We start from the raw sequence: 15,087 nt of genomic DNA, 5'->3' as shown, positions 1-15,087 counted from the left end.
GTCAGCCGCCCTGCTGCGACCGCGCCTTGAAGGCGGCCTTGCGGGCCTCCTTGGCGATCCTCTTGTCGGGGTGCAGGCGGCCCATCGCCTCCAGGACGTCCGGCGTGGCGGGGTGCCCGACCCGCCAGGCGGTGTCGAAGAACCCGCTGTGCTGCCGGGCCAGGCCCTCCACCAGGGCGCGCAGCTCCTCGGAGTTGCCCTCGGCGGCGAGCTGGGCGGCGACGGTGTCGATGGTCAGCCAGAAGACCATCTCCTGCGGCGGCGCGGGCACGTCCCGCGCGCCGTGCTCGGTGAGCCACACCCGGGCCAGGCCGCCCAGTTCGGCGTCGTCGAGGACCTCGCGCAGCGCGGGCTCGGCCTCGGCGCCGACGAGGGAGAGGGCCTGCTGGCAGCGGAGCCGGCGCAGAGGCGCGCCGGGGTCGGTGCCGCGGGCGGCGGCCAGCAGTTCCCGGGCGGCGGCGAGCGGGCCGCGGCCGACCAGCCACAGCTCGGTCTCGGCGTGCGCGGCGCCCGGCGGGTAGGGCGCGGTGCCGTCGAGGAGCGCGTCGGCGCCCTTGTCGGCCAGGTCCCCGACGGCGGGAGCGTCGAAGCCGGCGTCCAGCAGCCGTGCGCGCAGTCCGTGGAGTCCGAGCGGGGTGAGCCGCACCATGCCGTAGCGGGTGACGTCGGCCTCGTCGACGGGGGCCGCGGGCTCCTCGTCGGCGTCGGCCATCAGCGCCTCGTCGACCGGCTGGTACTCGACGAGGCCTACCGGCTCCAGCATCCGGAACTGGTCGTCCAGGCGCATCATCGCGTCCGACACCTGCTCCAGGACCTCGTTGCTGGGCTCCCCCATGTCGCCCGGCACGATCACGGAGGCGGCCAGCGCGGGCAGCGGCACCCGGGCCTCGCCGGGGCCGTCCTCGCCGACGGTGAGCAGGTAGAGGTTGCCGAGCACGCCGTCGAGGAACTCGGCCTCGGCCTCCGGGTCCCAGTCCAGGGAGGTCAGGTCCACCTCGCCGCCCTCGGCCATGGCGTCGACCAGGTCGTCGAGGTCGGGGACGCTCGCGTCGGCGAGGACGGCCTCCAGGGCGGTGAGCCACAGCCCGAGCACGTCCTGCGGCGAGCCGCCGGTCAGCAGGGCGAGGTCCTCGCCCGCCGTGACGGTGCCCGCCTCCTCGTCGGTGATCTCGACGAGCCCGGTGTCGACGGCGATGCGCCAGGCCTCGCTCGCGAGCGCGGCGGCGTCGTCGCCGGTCAGTCCGAGCTGTTCGGCGGCGGCCGGCACCTGCTCCTCGACGAGTCCGCCCCCGGCGTCGACGCGGGTGTCCGCCCCGGCCCAGCGGGCCAGCCGCGCGGCCCGGGCGAGGACCGGCGCGGAGAGTGCCTCGCGGGCCAGCTCCGCCTCGGGGCGCAGCCGTGCGGGCGGCAGGGTGGAGCTGTCTGACATCGGCTGTTTCTCCTCGGGCGCCTCGACCGCCGTACGGCCGGATCCGGTGCCGTACGGCTCGACGTCTCAGCCTAGACGGGTTTCCACCCATGCCGCCCGGTTCATCTCCCCGCCAGGTGCCGTACATGGCCGAAACCTTGACAACGCGCTTGGACAGGCAGGAGATTGACGCGCGTAGAAAGCGGGGGAAGAGCGGGGGGACACGTGTTGACGCGGGTCCGTGCGCCCTGTGGTCCCCCGCCGTCCACCCTCGTCCCGGCGCCACGTCACGTCCCCGGAGGGATCCCGTTGGCCAGCAAGTCCTCCACGCGCCTCGCCGCGCTCACCGTCGCAGCGGTCTGCTCGGCGGCGTCCACCGTCGTCCTCACCGCGCCCGCCCACGCCGGCTCCGCAGCCGACGCCCCGGTGCGCGTCCACGACATCCAGGGCAGCACCCGCCTGTCGCCGTACGCGGGCAAGCAGGTCGCGGACGTGGCCGGAATCGTCACCGGCGTCCGCGGCTACGGCTCCTCCAAGGGTTTCTGGATCCAGGACCCGCGGCCCGACGCCGACCCGGCCACCAGTGAGGGCGTCTTCGTCTTCACCAACGCGGTCCCGACGGTCGCCGCGGGCGACGCGGTCACCGTCTCGGGCACGGTCTCGGAGTACGTCCCGGGCGGCGCCTCCTCGGGCAACCAGTCGCTGACCGAGATCACCCGCCCGACGGTCACCGTCGTCTCCGGCGGCAACGCGCTCCCGGCCGCGACGGCCGTCTCCGCCCGCTCGGTTCCCCGCGCGTACGCGCCCGAGGGCGACGCGGCGGCCGGCGGGTCCGTCAACGGCCTGCGGCTGCGGCCCGACCGCTACGCCCTGGACCTCTACGAGTCGCTGGAGGGCATGACCGTCGAGGTGGCCGACGCCCGGGTGGTCGGCGCCACCGACCCGTACACCGAGCTGTGGGTCACGGTGAAGCCGTGGGAGAACCCCAACCGCCGCGGCGGCACCGTCTACGGTTCCTACGACGCCCAGAACACCGGCCGGCTCCAGATCCAGTCGCTCGGCAAGCCGGCCGACTTCCCGGACGCCAACGTGGGCGACACCCTCGCGGGCACCACCGCGGGTCCGCTCGACTACAACCAGTTCGGCGGCTACACGCTGGTCGCGAGCGAGCTGGGCTCGCTGGAGAGCGGCGGCACGCGGCGCGAGTCGACCCGCCCGCAGAGCGGCCGCGAGCTGGCGGTGGCGACGTACAACGTCGAGAACCTGGACCCGTCCGACGACACCTTCGCCGCGCACGCCGACGCGATCGTGCACCACCTGAAGTCGCCCGACATCGTGTCCCTGGAGGAGATCCAGGACAACAACGGCGCCACCGACGACGGCACGGTCGCCGCCGACGCCACGATCGGCCGGCTGATCGACGCGATCGCCGCGGCCGGCGGCCCGCGCTACGCGTGGCGGGGCATCGACCCCGTCGACAAGGCGGACGGCGGCGAGCCCGGCGGCAACATCCGCCAGGCCTTCCTGTTCAACCCCGAGCGGGTCTCCTTCACCGACCGCGCGGGCGGCGACGCGACCACCGCGACGGGCGTGCGCAGGGTGCGCGGCGAGGCCGAGCTGACGCATTCCCCGGGCCGTGTCGACCCGGCGAACCCGGCCTGGGAGAACAGCCGCAAGCCGCTGGCCGGCGAGTTCGTCTTCCGCGGCCGCACCGTCTTCGTCATCGCCAACCACTTCAACTCCAAGGGCGGCGACCAGGGCCTGACGGCGCAGTACCAGCCGCCGTCGCGCTCCTCGGAGACCCAGCGCCACCTCCAGGCGAAGGCGGTGAACACCTTCGTCAAGGACATCCTGTCCGCGCAGCGGAACGCCGACGTCGTCGCGCTCGGCGACATCAACGACTTCGAGTTCTCGCGGACCGCGCGCATCCTGGAGGACGGCGGCGCCCTGTGGTCGGCGGTCAAGTCGCTGCCGCGCTCCGAGCGTTACTCGTACGTCTACCAGGGCAACAGCCAGGTCCTCGACCAGATCCTGGTCAGCCCGTCGATCCGCTGGGCCGGGCGGCTGTCCTACGACAGCGTGCACGTGAACGCCGAGTTCCACGACCAGGTCAGCGACCACGACCCGCAGGTGCTGCGGTTCCGTCCGTGATCTGAGCGCGGCGGCGGCGGGTTCAGCCGGGCACGAGGCCGAGGGCGTGCTCGTAGCGGGCGACCGTACTGCCCTTCAGGCCGGGCCAGTTCTGGACCCGCCGCCACTGCCGCGTCGCGGAGCCGATGCCCTCGCCGGGCGCGGCGAGGGCGTCGATGTGCGCCCGGGCGCTCTCCCACTCCGCGTAGTTGAGGACGCGGGTGCCGTCGGTGCTGAGGTGGAAGTGGGCGGAGATGCCGCCGGGGTGCTGGTCGGGTTCGCTCTCCAGAGCCTCGAACACGGCGTCGACCCAGGCGCGCTGACGGCCGGGGTCGGGGCTTTCGAACTCCACGTCCACGATCACGACGCACCCCGGCACGGGCGCGCTCCCGTGCCCGCGGGCGCCGCTGCGGTAGCGCCGGTACCGGCCGAGGCCCGCCCGTTCGATGCCCGGCACGGCCGTGTCGACCTCGTCGACCCGCTCCTGGCGGTGGGTCTTCACGAAGCCCTCGTAGGCCTGCTCGCTCGCCCACTGGGAGTGGTGGAGCAGGGTGCTGCCGTCGTGGCCGGTGTAGACGTGGTAGCCGAGCAGGCCGTCCGCGGGCCAGGGGCGGCGCTCCCAGGTGCGGGCGACGGCGTCGACGGTCAGGCGCTGTCGCTCGGGGGTGCCCACCCGCCAGGTGCTGAAGAGGGGTGCCTCGACGCCGGGGTGGTCGAGTACGGGGTGTGCGTCGGTACGGCGGGTCATGCCGGCCTCCACGGGTCGGTGGTCGTCGGGTGCACGCACCACCCTGCGACCTCGACCTCGGTCGAGGTCAAGCACGGCCTCCGGCCCGGTACGACGCGGGCGACGAGGGGCACCCGTGGGCGGTGTCCCTCGTCGCCGGCGTCGTACGTGCGCGTCGGTTCAGCGGTGTCCCTGGTGGCGGTAGGCCAGCACACCGGCCGTGGCGAGCGCGCAGGCGGCGCCGGCGGCCAGCAGCACCCGCGGGTGGCCGAGCCCGGCCCGTACGGCGCCCCGCGCCCGGTCCGGCACGCGTTCCTCGGCGGAGTGCCCGGCCCGGCCGGCCTTGCCCTGCACGGTGTGGCCGGCCTGCGCGGCGGAGCTGCGCAGCTGCACGGTCATGGCGCCGGCCCTGTCCCGCAGGTCGGCGGCCCTGGCCTTGGCGCGGCCCTTCACGTCGGCCTTGCCCGCCAGTTCCTCGACGGTGTCGCCGAGCTGGCTCCGGGTCTGCTCGATCTGCCTGCGCAGTTCGTCGGGGCCCTTGGCCCCGGTGGGCTGCGCGGTGGAACCGGTCCGCGCGCGGTCCCCGCTCGTCGCATCGGTCATCGGTGCGCCCTTTCCCTGATCTGGTCGACGTCGGCCTTGACGCTGCCGAGGGCCTCCTCGGGCTTCGGGGGCACGGCTCGGCGGAGCTGGGCCCGGCCGGTCGCGGCCAGGATGCCGGCGATCACGAAGAGCACCGCCGTCACGATGAGCGCCGCGGCCCACACGGGCAGCACGAGCGAGAGTGCGGCGGCGACCGTGCCGGCGAGCGCGAACACGCCGACGTAGGCGATGGCTCCCGCGGCGCCGAGCATGCCGCCGCCGCGTCCCGCGCGCTTGCCCTTCTCCGCCAGTTCGAGCTTGGCGAGGGACACTTCCTGGCGCACGAGCCGGGAGAGCTGCTCGGTGGCCTGACCGACGAGCTCGCCCACGGAGTGCTGCTCGTCGTGCGCCGGCCTGGTGTGCATGGTTCCGGTCACGGTGTACCGCCTCCTCTCGGTTGGAAGCACTTCGGGTACCCCGCGCCGCCGGGCGCTACCCCCACGCAGCTCCCGGGCCCGGACGCCGACCGACAGTACAGCAACACTTACCTGTACCTCGTAGAAGAATTAAGTGGAGCTACACCGTCACCGCGTCGACACTACTCCCATGACGACGGACGACGACCACCCCTCGCCCCCCTTCGGCCGCGCGCTGTGTGCCATGGTCACGCCCTTCACGGGCTCCGGTGCGCTGGACCTCGACGGCGCGCAGCGGCTCGCCGAGCGGCTGGTGGCGGCGGGCTGCGACGGCCTGGTGCTGTCCGGCACCACGGGCGAGTCGCCGACCACCACGGACGCGGAGAAGTCGGCGCTGGTGGCGGCCGTGCGGGAGGCGGTCGGCGGCCGCGCGGCGCTGGTCGCCGGGGTGGGCACCGCGGACACGCGGCACACCGTCGAGCTGGCCCGGGCCGCGGAGCGGGCCGGCGCGGACGGGCTGCTGGTGGTCGCGCCGTACTACAGCCGGCCCCCGCAGGACGCCCTGGAGGCGCACTTCCGCGAGGTCGCGGACGCCTGCGGGCTGCCGCTCGCGCTCTACGACATCCCGGGCCGCACCGGCACCCGCATCGAGCCCGACACCCTCGTCCGCCTCGCCGGCCACCCCCGGATCGTCGCCGTCAAGGACTGCTCCTACGACCTGCTGGGCACCCAGAAGGTGCTGGCGCGCACCGGCCTGGCGTACTACGCGGGCTGCGACGAGCAGATCCTCGCCCTGTACGCGCTCGGCGCCACCGGGTACGTCAGCACCGTCGCGAACGTCGTGCCGGGACTGTTCCGCGCCGTCCTCGACGCCTTCGACGCGGGCGGCACGCGGGAGGCCGCGCGCCTCCAGCGGCGGGCGCTCGCCCTGATCGAGCCGGTGATGGCGGCGGGCCTGCCCGGCACGGTGACCACGAAGGCCCTGCTCGGCGCGCTCGGTCTGCCGTCCGGCCCGGTCCGCGCGCCGCTGCGCCCCGCGGACCGGGAGACGACCGAGGGCCTCCTGACGGCGTACCGGGAACTGACCGCCGGGGCGGCTCAGTTCCAGGCGTAGCCGTCGCCGAACAGCAGGGTGTGCTCCAGCACGTCCTCGGCGGGGTCGTCGATCTGGCCGACGTGGACGTTGAGGAGCCCGACCCTGGGTCCGTTGTGCGAGCCGGTCGTCGTCTCGTCGGCGTGCGCGGCACCGGCCGGCACCCAGCACACCAGCACGGCGGCACCCGCCGTGGCCAGCCGGCGCGCCATGGTCCCCACCCGCTCGTTCGTCATACCAGGCCCTCGTCTCGTCGGATCGGCGTCTGATCGGACTCTGCGTCCACCCGTTCATCCGCCAAGACCACCGGCAGGTCACGGGAGGTCATCCGTACGTGCGGGAGCGCACGGGAGCGACCGCCGCACGGTGCCTCGCTACTCCACCAGCGCACGCGCCGCCTCGAAGGCGCCGGTGGGCTCGTAGTAGGTGTCCCACATCTCCACGGGCACCTTCCGGTACACGAGGAGGAACTGGGTCATCAGGTCCTCCATGGAGGTGGCGTGCGGTTCCTCCTCGTCGTCGATGAACCGCCGCAGCACGGGCTCGATCAGGTGCTCGCCCCGGTCCAGGGCGTCGCGCAGGTCGCCGATGCGGGTCATGCCCTGCGCGTTCAGGAAGTGCACCAGGTCCCTGCGGTCGACGGCGGGCACGGGGTCGGAGTCGCCGAGCAGCGGCCAGCCGATCCGGTGGGCGGTCTGCCGCAGCCGCTGCACCAGCGGGTCCTCGCGGATCCAGGCCGACACGGAGTCGACGTTGACCTCCAGGTCGTAGGTGCCGCTGCGCACCTCCCGGGCGTAGGCGTCGGCGATCCGCCGCCCGTCGGACCGGATCTTGGAGAACTCCTCGTCCGCCAGCTCGAAGAGTGCGCTGAGCCGGAACAGGCGCCGCCGCAGCTCCCGGGGACTGTCCTGGGACTTCTTGTAGTCCAGCTTGTGGTTGACCGCGGCCCACGCGTGCTGGAGCGCCGTCCGCACCTGGACCTCGGCCTTGAGCCCGCGGAACTCCTCCCACTCGAGGAGCGAACTCCGCTTGTCCGCCAGCTCCAGCACCAGGTGGAAGGAGGCGTACCCGAACTCGTTGTCCGCCAGCTCCGCCTGCTTGTCCCCGCTGTGCTCCTCCAGCACGGAGAACTCCTGCCGGATGAGGCCCGCGATCCTCTCCACGTCCTCCACGTAGTAGGCGATGATCCGGATCCCGGCCAGGTCCGTCACCTCGGCCAGCGGGTCGGTGTACTTCCCGCCCTTGCGCTGGATCTTCTCGGTGAAGCTCGCGACGTCCTTCGCCCGGCCCTCCATCTGCACGTACTCGACGCCGCACTTCTCCAGCACCTGCCCGAGCAGCTCCTGGAGCTTCCCGCAGTACCGCTCGTACCGGTTCCGCGAGGCCGCGTAGGCAGCACTCCAGTCCACCCCGGCCCCCGACTCGTCCTTCACACACCCCTCCCCCACGTGATGCGACGTCACATCCTCCCAGAGCCCGCACACGAAGGACGGCGCTTCCAGCTGGAAGCGCCGCCCTCGGGGCCTTGCGGGTGGGTCAGTTGTGGCTGTTCTGATCACCATCCAGGTCAGACGCACGACCCGGGCCGTGGGCCGTATCGGGGCCGTCCTGGGGGTTGCCCGGGCCGCGAAGGACACGATCGACGGCGGCCCGGGTGCGCGCCTCGCTGTTCGGCATGAGGTGGGTGTAGGTGCGAAGCGTGAAGCTCGGGTCATGGTGGCCGAGGTATTCACTCAGGGCCTTGATGCTCTCCCCCGCGTCCAGGAGGACGGAGGCGTAGAAGTGGCGCAGCGCGTGCATGCCGTTCTCGCGGCCGGAGGGTATGCCGGCAGAAAGAAGCGCGGGGCGCCACACGGCCCGGTTGAACCGATTCCTGTGCAGCGATCGGCGTCCCGCGTTGACGAACAGCAGCGAGGCCGTGACGGGCGGCCCGTCCGGCGTCTTCCACGGCAGGGTGAGGTCCACCGGTTGATGCCTGGTGACGTGGGCCTCCAGCGCGGCGGCGACCGACTCGGGCAGCGGCACGTGGCGCTCCTTGCCACCCTTGGGCGGCCCGAAGACCGCCTGGACACCACGGATGAGCTTGACCTGCCGAGTGACGCGCAGGACTCCACCAAGGAAGTCCACGTCCTCGACCGCCAGTCCGAAGATCTCGCCCTGACGGAGACCGCAGCCCGCACCGAGGGACACCATCTCCCGGTAGACGTCCGGCAGCGCCTCGTGCATCGCCATGACCCGCTCGACCGACCACGGCTTGACCTTGCGCCCGTCGAGGGCAGGCGCCCGCACCGATCGAGCCCGGCACGGATTCTCGGCGATGACCCGGTCCTCCACGGCGGCCGTGAAGACGGCGGACACGTTGGCGAAGATGGACCGCCGGTAGGAGGCGGCCCGCCCGTTGTCCTCCAGCTGGCGCATCCAGGCCCGAAGGTGCGAGGGCCGGAAGGATGCCAAGGGCCGGTCACCGAGGTACGGCAGGGCATGAACCCGCAACCGGATCTCGACGCTCTCACGAGTGACCGGGTCGATCGTGAGCCCCGCCATCCATTCCTTGGCGTACTGCCCGAAGGTCACCGCACCCGCCGCAGGATCGATGTATCGCCCTTGCGACATATCGGCTTCGATGTTGGACAGCCAGGCGTCAGCCTTGCGCTTCTGCTTGTCCGGGAAGCTCTTCGACTTCTCGGAACCGTCCGGCGCCACGTACCGGGCGCGGTAGCGGTGTCCGACGCCGTACCGCTCGGTCTTGACCTTGACGGTCTTGCCGTCCGGGCCCGGGACGTTCTTGTACCAGCGGTCTTGCACGTGTCCGGCCATCAGGCAGCAGCCCCTTCCATGCGGGACTGCACCCAGCTCTGCACGTCTTTCGGGTCGTAGCGCAGGTGACGACCGACCCGGAAGCCGCGGGGCCCCAGACGCTTGCGTCGCCACTGGTAGACGGTCTCGACGCTGGGCAGGTCGAAGAGCTGGACCAGGTCTTCCGGCGTGAGGTAACGCTCAGGCAGCCGAGTCGGCATGCTCACCACTCCCCCTCGGCGTGCAGCTCTCCCAGAGCTTCGCGAGCGGTCTCGCGGTTGCCTTGCAGATCGCGGGCGATCGTCGCGGCGAGGGCCGATTCACCGGGGGTGTGACCGTGGCCGGCATACTGCCAGTCGGCCAGCACGAGGACGGTGTCAGGCTCGCGGTCTTCGAGCGCGAGAGCTTCGCGTTCCTGCGCGGCGCGGAAGTCGGCACGTGCTTGTCGCAGGGCGCCGAGCGTGGTCGAGTAGCGGCGGCTCTTGCTGGAGAAGTGGCCACGGAAGCCGAGCATGTGAGCCCAGGCCCACAGACGCCGATCCGGGTAAAGCCCGTCCAGATCCCGGCATGCAGTGATCAGGCGCCGGGCGTGGTCCGGGACGCCGTGACGGTCGAGTTCGGCGAGTTCGCCAACCCGGCGATCGAGAGTCCCGGTGTTCTCGGCGGCCTTGGTCGCGTACTTCGCCACGTACGAGGCCACAGCCTGTTCAGTGAGATCGGAGCCGTCCCCGAACGCCTTCACCGGCCGGACGTCAAGTTGGCGACCCCACCGGAACGTACGGGCGGGCTGGTCCCCCGAGGCGGGGACACTGACGGTCGTGTACGAGTGACCGGCGGCGGCCCGAATCGCATCAATGAGCAGCTCCGTGCTGGCCCAGGACGGCGCCGCTGAGTCAGGTCCGTCGGCCCCGTCGATGCGGATCACGGCATGGAAGTGCACGGCGCCCCGCTTCTGGAACTCCGCGACCTTGCCGTACGAGAGGCGAGCGCACTCCTTCAGCTCACGCTGTGTCAGGCCCGCGCGGGCGGCGATCTCGCGCCGGAGACGGTTCGTGAATCGCTGCCAGAGGTCCCCGGCGTGGTTGTTGAACAGGACGCTGCCCGCGTAGTCGTACGTCTCCGGGTCCAGCGCGGTACCGAGGTCGGAGTCGTCCGAGGCGTGCCGAGTCCCGCAACGGCAACGTCCGTGATCGGGCCGGTTGTGGACCGGGCCGAACGAAGGCGCCGTGAGCGTGGCGAAGACACGGGGGTGATTCCGGACCGTGGCAGGTATCTCCTTGTCCTCGTCTCCGGCGAGCCCGGCGCGGATCAGACGGTAGGTGTCGCCCGCGTAGGTCCAGGCGCACGACGGGCAGCGAGAAGCACGGCGGTTGCCGCAGGCCACTCGGAGACGTCCGCCCGGCTCATGCTCGGTGGAGTAGTGGTGCAGGGTCTCGCCGGTGGTCTTGTCCTTGTGAATGACCCAGCCCGACAGGTGGACCGGATCGGCGCAGCCACCGGTGCGGCGGACCTGGTCCTGCCAGCGGTCGAAGCCCGGAGACCCGGCCACCCTCAGCGTGTCGGAGAGGGTGACCGGGTCCAGGCCCGCGAAGGTCGCGGGGTTGGTCATGCGCGACCCCCGGCGAGCTGGGTGACGGAGGCGGGCAGTGTGCCGGCACCGTGGCAGGCCGGGCAGTCGACGGCGAACGTGGGCAGTTGCCCGGAGGCGTCGCGGTCGCCGGAGGATACGGCGGCGGTGGCGAAGCCGTCGCAGTTCGGGCAGATCCGCGGGGATGTGGCGGTGGCCGGGGCGGAGCCGGTCATGATGGAGGTTCCTTCCGGTTGAGAGATCGGACAGGGAGGGCGCCCGGAGCGGACAAGACTTGGCGGTTGAGGCCGCTCCGGGGGCCGCTCAGCGCCGCTTGGACTCGGAGGCGAGCAGCGAGCGCAGGACGACGGCGCACACGGCGACCGAGGCGCCAGTGATGGCGACCGCGAGCAGCATCGAGACGAGGACGGCACCGACGACGAGGACCACGGCGGTACCGCCACCGACGAGGGCGAGCACGGAGCCGGGCGTGAGCTGAACCGTGGGACGAGCGGGCGCCGGAGCCGCCATGACGGGCGGAGGAGCCTGGACGCTCGGGACGACGGCGGTCGGTTCGATGACGGTGGGCGAGGAGACGAAGCCGGTCGGTGCGGGATTGGTCGGGACCTTGGGACGCAGCATGGGTGATCTCCCTTCGAGGTGGACTACTTGACGAAGCCGTCGACGGCGGGGGCGAAAACGCTGTCGGCGATGAGGAACCCGCCGAGCAGGAGCACGCCGATCAGCCACCAGGGCGGGCGGATGAGCTTGACGCCGAGGACTCCGACGATCAGCAGGGCGAACCAGAGCGGGACGTCCATGACGATGGCCTCCTAGCGGACCTTGCAGCGGTGGGTGCGGGCGGCGAGCTGTGCGGCGGACTGGCTGGTGTAGTCGGCAGACCAGCCACAGCCGTCCGAGCTGCACACGGCGGCGTGCTTGGTCTGGCCGTGGCGGTCACGGTGGGTGCCGATCTGCACGGGGCCGATCCGCATCACGGAGTGGAAGAAGTCGCGGGCAGGCATGACGGGTGATCTCCTCTCGGTTCAGGCGAGTTGGGCGGCGATGGCATCGGCCATGGGCGCGGGGACGCCGAGGCGAGCGCGAAGCGTGTCGGTGTCGATGCGGGCACCGGTCCGTTGCTCGTGGTCGGCGGCGACCTTGCGGGCGTGGTCGACCAGGGCGGCGGGGACCGGCATTGCGGGAGCAGGGTCAGCGGCCGGTAGTGCCGGCACGTCCTCAGCGGCGACGACCGGCTCAGGCTCAGCAGCGGGAGCAGGCTCCGGGCTGGGGACGGAGGCAGGGGCTGCCATTGACGGCGACGGGACCGGCGCCCCCTCTTCGCTTCCGGAATTGGGAGCGTGAGCGAGCAGCGTGCCGCCGAGGAAGGCGAGGGCAGGCCACCCGGCGACGCCGAGCCGGAGGAGAGCGGGCGGGTGCTCCAGGTCGAGGAACCCGGCCGTGGCGACGTTGGCGCCGAGCGAGGCCACCAGGGCGATCAGGAACCAGCACCAGGCCAGCCGGGACGGTCCGTCATTGCGCAGCCGTCGCCAGGCGGCGACCAACAGCAGGTCGACACTGACCGGGTAGGCCCATGCCTTCCAACCGGTCTGCCCGGCAGCGGCGGCGAGGTCGTGCAGGTGGGCGAAGGACAGGGCTCCGGCGATCACGGCCTGAACGAGAACGGCGTCCGGGCGAATCGAGCGGGTCATGTCGTCACCTCCTTCGCGAGGGTCAGGCCAGGGAGAGGGCGGTCTCAGGCCGCAGCCGGAGCGGACTCGACGGCGGGCACCAGGGCCGGAGCAGGAGCGCCGAGCGCGGGCCGGAAGGGAGCCAGAGCGGGGACGTCCGGGGTCAGGTCGGCGTGCCGGTTGCAGATGTTCACGGCCTGCCGCAGCGAGGTGTGCGGGGCACGGATCCGGGCCCAGCCGCCCGTGGAGTCACCCGTGACGGCGACGCCCGGCGTGTCCGTGGGGATCTGGATCGCGGCCAGCACGGCATCCGGCGCAATGTCGCCGAAGGCCATGTTGGCGCTGGACTCGTCGTTGACGCGGTGTGCCGTACGGCCGGTGAGCTGGGCACGGAGCATCGTGATGCCCTTGCCGAGTTCGGAGCCGAACCGCTGTCCGCAGATCTCCAGATAGATGCCGGCCGCGCGGCCGAGCTGGGCGAGGCGGGCGAGCGCGGTGATGATCCGGTCCCGCCGCTTCTCCTCGTCCTTGGTCGCGAAGAGGGCGAGTTCGGCCACCTCGTCGACCAGGACCACGATGGGTATCGGGCGCAGGTCCTCGCGCAGGTTCCAGATATCGGCGGCGATCTCGGCGTCCGGCACGTCGGCGGTGATGCGCTGCTCGGCACGGATGAGCTGGTAGACGTCCTCCATGTGGGACACGAGCGCTTCGAGGAGTTCGGCGGCGGAGTCGGGGTTGTCGGCGAGCGCGGAGAAGCGGCGAGCCAGCGGGAACAGCTCTACGCCCTGCTTGCAGTCGATGCCGACGAGGGCGACCCGCTGTGAAGCCAGCGACGCTACGAGGTTGCGCTGATAGACCGACTTGCCGGACTCCGTGGCACCGAGGGTCAGCGCGTGCGGAACCGTGCGGTAGTCGCGGAAGTGGACGGAGCCGTCCTCGCGCAGGGCCACCGGGACACGCATCGGACGGGTGTCGGTGAGGGCGGGCATCTGCACGCGCTTGAGCACGTCATAGCCGGTCATGCGGACTTCGACCACGCCGGAGCGCAGCTCACGAGAGGTGACGCCGTACATGGCGAAGGAGTGCCGGAGCCGGTCGCACGACGCGGTCACGTCGAAGGCGTCCTGACCGGGCCGGAGCTTGAGCCGGAGCACCAGGCCGGTACGGGTCGGCCGCACCCGGAGGATGCGCGGGGCCCGAGGGCCGGGAACGGGCCGATTGGTCATCCGGGCCAGGCCGAGGCGCCAGCGTGCGGCGGGAACCGTCAGGCCGCAGGCGTCCATGACCGAGCCGTACCGGACCAGGACCCGCAGGGCCGCGAAGGTGACCCCGAAGGTCAGCCAGAACCAGGCGGGGCGCCGCCACCGCAGGAGACCCGCAGCGGCGGCGACCAGCGCTAGAAGGACGATGAGCGACGTCACGGTCAGGCCGCCTTCGACTTCGACGTGTCGGCGGCGAGCGAGGTGACGGCGACCGCGCGGAAGGCGATGCCGTGCCGCTTCTGGCCGTTGAACTCGTTCTCCCACGGCCGGGCGATCAACCCCGTGAGCGCGACCGGGGTGCCCATGGCCAGCTCTCCGGAGACGCCGGTCTCCGGCACGGTGACGTTCAGGATCTCGACGTCGCCGTTGAGGGCGAACATCACGTTCACGGTCATCAGGGTCGCGCCGGTCTCGGCGTCGGTGGCGATCTCGCCGGTACGACGGTCACGGATCTTCGGCTCGGGGGCCTGGGCCACCATCACGGTGGCGGTGGAGGTCTCGACGGGGATCTGACGCATCGTCTGTTCTCCTGTTCTCGTATGAGCCGCAATGCGGCGCGGTGAGATCAGGAGACCGCGAGAGGTAGTGGACGCATCACGGTCCGTATGGACGTTTAGGGACGTCTGAGCTATCGTCAAAACGTCCCTACGGCGTCCCAGGGGAGGACACGTCATGGCGAACGAGCGTCTGCGCGCGTCGATTTCAGCGAAGGGCGAGACGATCCAGTCCGTGGCTCAGCACGTCGGAGTGGACCCCAAGAGCGTGGAACGGTGGATCACGACGGACCGCACGCCGCACCGGGGACACCGCTGGAAGGCCGCGAACTTCCTCGGCGTCGATGAGGTCTACATCTGGCCCAGCGTGCAGAAGCAGGCGGAGACCGCGAGCACGTCGGAACTGATCACGTACTACCCGCACCGGGGAGCCGTGCCGACCGCCCTGTGGTCGTCGCTGATCGAGAAGGCGAAGGACCAGGTAGACGTCCTCGTGTACGCGGGACTGTTCCTCTTCGACAGCCACCCGGACCTGCCGGACCAGTTGGCGGAGAAGGCCAAGGCCGGAGCACAGATCCGGATCCTCCTGGGAGATCCCGACTCCGAAATGGTCCGCCAGCGCGGCGAGGAGGAGGGCATCGGCGGGGACCTGGCCGCACGCGCCCGCATCACGCGTCGCTACCTCGAACCGGCGATGACGACGCCCGGCGTGGAGGTCCGCTTGCACGACACGATCCTCTACAACTCGATCTACCGGTTCGATGACGACGTGTTGGTGAACCCGCACGTCCTTGGAGCACCGGCCGGACAGAACCCGGTCCTGCACTTCCGCTACATCCCGGGAGCCCGGACGTTCCGCCACTACATGCGCAGCTTCGACTACGCCTGGGAGCGCGGAGGCCCCGCGTAGGGGTATGCCGG

Annotated in this window: 19 protein-coding genes; 3 read left to right on the top strand and 16 right to left on the bottom strand. The window is 71.7% G+C overall.

All coding sequences use genetic code 11. The annotated features are described in order from the left end of the window. Nucleotide 1: 1 nt before the first annotated feature. Entirely contained in the window at nt 2-1,429 is a 1,428-nt protein-coding gene (locus tag IE108_RS29900) for a hypothetical protein (protein WP_064727258.1), read from the bottom strand. A gap of 288 nt (nt 1,430-1,717) precedes the next feature. Between IE108_RS29900 and IE108_RS29895 the strand changes: the two genes are divergently transcribed. Further along, complete coding sequence (locus IE108_RS29895) at nt 1,718-3,559, top strand: DUF8508 domain-containing protein (protein WP_064727259.1); 1,842 nt, start codon at nt 1,718-1,720, stop codon at nt 3,557-3,559. Nucleotides 3,560-3,581: 22 nt separating this feature from the next. Here IE108_RS29895 and IE108_RS29890 read toward each other — a convergent pair whose 3' ends face one another. The 3 genes from IE108_RS29890 to IE108_RS29880 form a co-directional block, all read right to left on the bottom strand. Next, nucleotides 3,582-4,286: an antibiotic biosynthesis monooxygenase gene (locus IE108_RS29890; protein ID WP_064731696.1), complete on the bottom strand. Its 705-nt coding sequence runs from the start codon at nt 4,284-4,286 to the stop codon at nt 3,582-3,584. A gap of 159 nt (nt 4,287-4,445) precedes the next feature. Continuing rightward, a complete protein-coding gene (locus IE108_RS29885; RefSeq protein ID WP_064727260.1) occupies nt 4,446-4,868 on the bottom strand; it encodes a DUF3618 domain-containing protein in 423 nt (140 codons plus the stop codon). Then, nucleotides 4,865-5,284, bottom strand: coding sequence for a phage holin family protein (locus IE108_RS29880; protein ID WP_064727261.1), 420 nt, complete (start codon nt 5,282-5,284; stop codon nt 4,865-4,867). Before IE108_RS29880 ends, IE108_RS29885 begins: the two co-directional genes overlap by 4 nt. A gap of 169 nt (nt 5,285-5,453) precedes the next feature. Between IE108_RS29880 and dapA the strand changes: the two genes are divergently transcribed. Beyond that, on the top strand, nt 5,454-6,377 hold the full coding sequence (gene dapA / locus IE108_RS29875) for a 4-hydroxy-tetrahydrodipicolinate synthase (RefSeq protein WP_064727262.1): 924 nt from the start codon (nt 5,454-5,456) through the stop codon (nt 6,375-6,377). Here dapA and IE108_RS29870 read toward each other — a convergent pair. From IE108_RS29870 to IE108_RS29815, 12 genes are all read right to left on the bottom strand, one after another. Beyond that, the gene (locus IE108_RS29870; protein ID WP_064727263.1) at nt 6,362-6,592 is read right to left on the bottom strand and encodes a hypothetical protein; all 231 of its coding nucleotides are present in this window, start codon (nt 6,590-6,592) and stop codon (nt 6,362-6,364) included. The two genes, dapA and IE108_RS29870, sit on opposite strands and share 16 nt — an antisense overlap. A 138-nt stretch (nt 6,593-6,730) precedes the next feature. Next, nucleotides 6,731-7,789, bottom strand: coding sequence for a GTP pyrophosphokinase (locus IE108_RS29865; RefSeq protein ID WP_064727264.1), 1,059 nt, complete (start codon nt 7,787-7,789; stop codon nt 6,731-6,733). Nucleotides 7,790-7,892: 103 nt separating this feature from the next. Beyond that, the gene (locus IE108_RS29860) at nt 7,893-9,173 is read right to left on the bottom strand and encodes a tyrosine-type recombinase/integrase (RefSeq protein ID WP_064727265.1); all 1,281 of its coding nucleotides are present in this window, start codon (nt 9,171-9,173) and stop codon (nt 7,893-7,895) included. Further along, nucleotides 9,173-9,373 (bottom strand): helix-turn-helix transcriptional regulator, encoded by a 201-nt coding sequence (locus IE108_RS29855; RefSeq protein WP_064727266.1) that lies wholly within the window; start codon nt 9,371-9,373, stop codon nt 9,173-9,175. The genes IE108_RS29860 and IE108_RS29855 overlap by 1 nt, the downstream gene beginning before the upstream one ends. Nucleotides 9,374-9,375: 2 nt before the next feature. Then, nucleotides 9,376-10,761 (bottom strand): replication initiator protein RepSA, encoded by a 1,386-nt coding sequence (repSA, locus tag IE108_RS29850; protein ID WP_064727267.1) that lies wholly within the window; start codon nt 10,759-10,761, stop codon nt 9,376-9,378. Then, nucleotides 10,758-10,955 (bottom strand): hypothetical protein, encoded by a 198-nt coding sequence (locus tag IE108_RS29845; RefSeq protein ID WP_064727268.1) that lies wholly within the window; start codon nt 10,953-10,955, stop codon nt 10,758-10,760. The genes repSA and IE108_RS29845 overlap by 4 nt, the downstream gene beginning before the upstream one ends. An 88-nt stretch (nt 10,956-11,043) precedes the next feature. Next, nucleotides 11,044-11,361, bottom strand: a complete 318-nt coding sequence (locus IE108_RS29840) for a hypothetical protein (protein WP_064727269.1) — start codon at nt 11,359-11,361, stop codon at nt 11,044-11,046. A 23-nt stretch (nt 11,362-11,384) separates the two neighbouring features. Beyond that, a complete protein-coding gene (locus IE108_RS29835; RefSeq protein ID WP_107420110.1) occupies nt 11,385-11,540 on the bottom strand; it encodes a hypothetical protein in 156 nt (51 codons plus the stop codon). Between the two features lie 12 nt (nt 11,541-11,552). After that, nucleotides 11,553-11,744 carry a mobile element transfer protein gene (locus tag IE108_RS29830; RefSeq protein ID WP_007387681.1) on the bottom strand — a complete coding sequence of 64 codons (192 nt, stop codon included), beginning with the start codon at nt 11,742-11,744 and terminating at the stop codon, nt 11,553-11,555. 21 nt (nt 11,745-11,765) lie between these two features. After that, nucleotides 11,766-12,431, bottom strand: coding sequence for a DUF2637 domain-containing protein (locus IE108_RS29825; protein WP_064727270.1), 666 nt, complete (start codon nt 12,429-12,431; stop codon nt 11,766-11,768). Between the two features lie 44 nt (nt 12,432-12,475). Continuing rightward, nucleotides 12,476-13,831 carry an FtsK/SpoIIIE domain-containing protein gene (locus IE108_RS29820; protein WP_064727271.1) on the bottom strand — a complete coding sequence of 452 codons (1,356 nt, stop codon included), beginning with the start codon at nt 13,829-13,831 and terminating at the stop codon, nt 12,476-12,478. Nucleotides 13,832-13,833: 2 nt separating this feature from the next. Then, a complete protein-coding gene (locus IE108_RS29815; protein ID WP_064727272.1) occupies nt 13,834-14,190 on the bottom strand; it encodes an SCO3933 family regulatory protein in 357 nt (118 codons plus the stop codon). 154 nt (nt 14,191-14,344) lie between these two features. Between IE108_RS29815 and IE108_RS29810 the strand changes: the two genes are divergently transcribed. Further along, nucleotides 14,345-15,076, top strand: coding sequence for a hypothetical protein (locus tag IE108_RS29810; RefSeq protein ID WP_064727273.1), 732 nt, complete (start codon nt 14,345-14,347; stop codon nt 15,074-15,076). Nucleotides 15,077-15,087: the final 11 nt, after the last annotated feature.

Origin of the sequence: Streptomyces parvulus (genome assembly GCF_014648855.1) — a bacterium.
GTDB classification, from domain to species: domain Bacteria; phylum Actinomycetota; class Actinomycetes; order Streptomycetales; family Streptomycetaceae; genus Streptomyces; species Streptomyces parvulus.
Note: the sequence above shows the minus strand (reverse complement) of the source record. Positions and strands in the feature narration are given on the sequence as shown.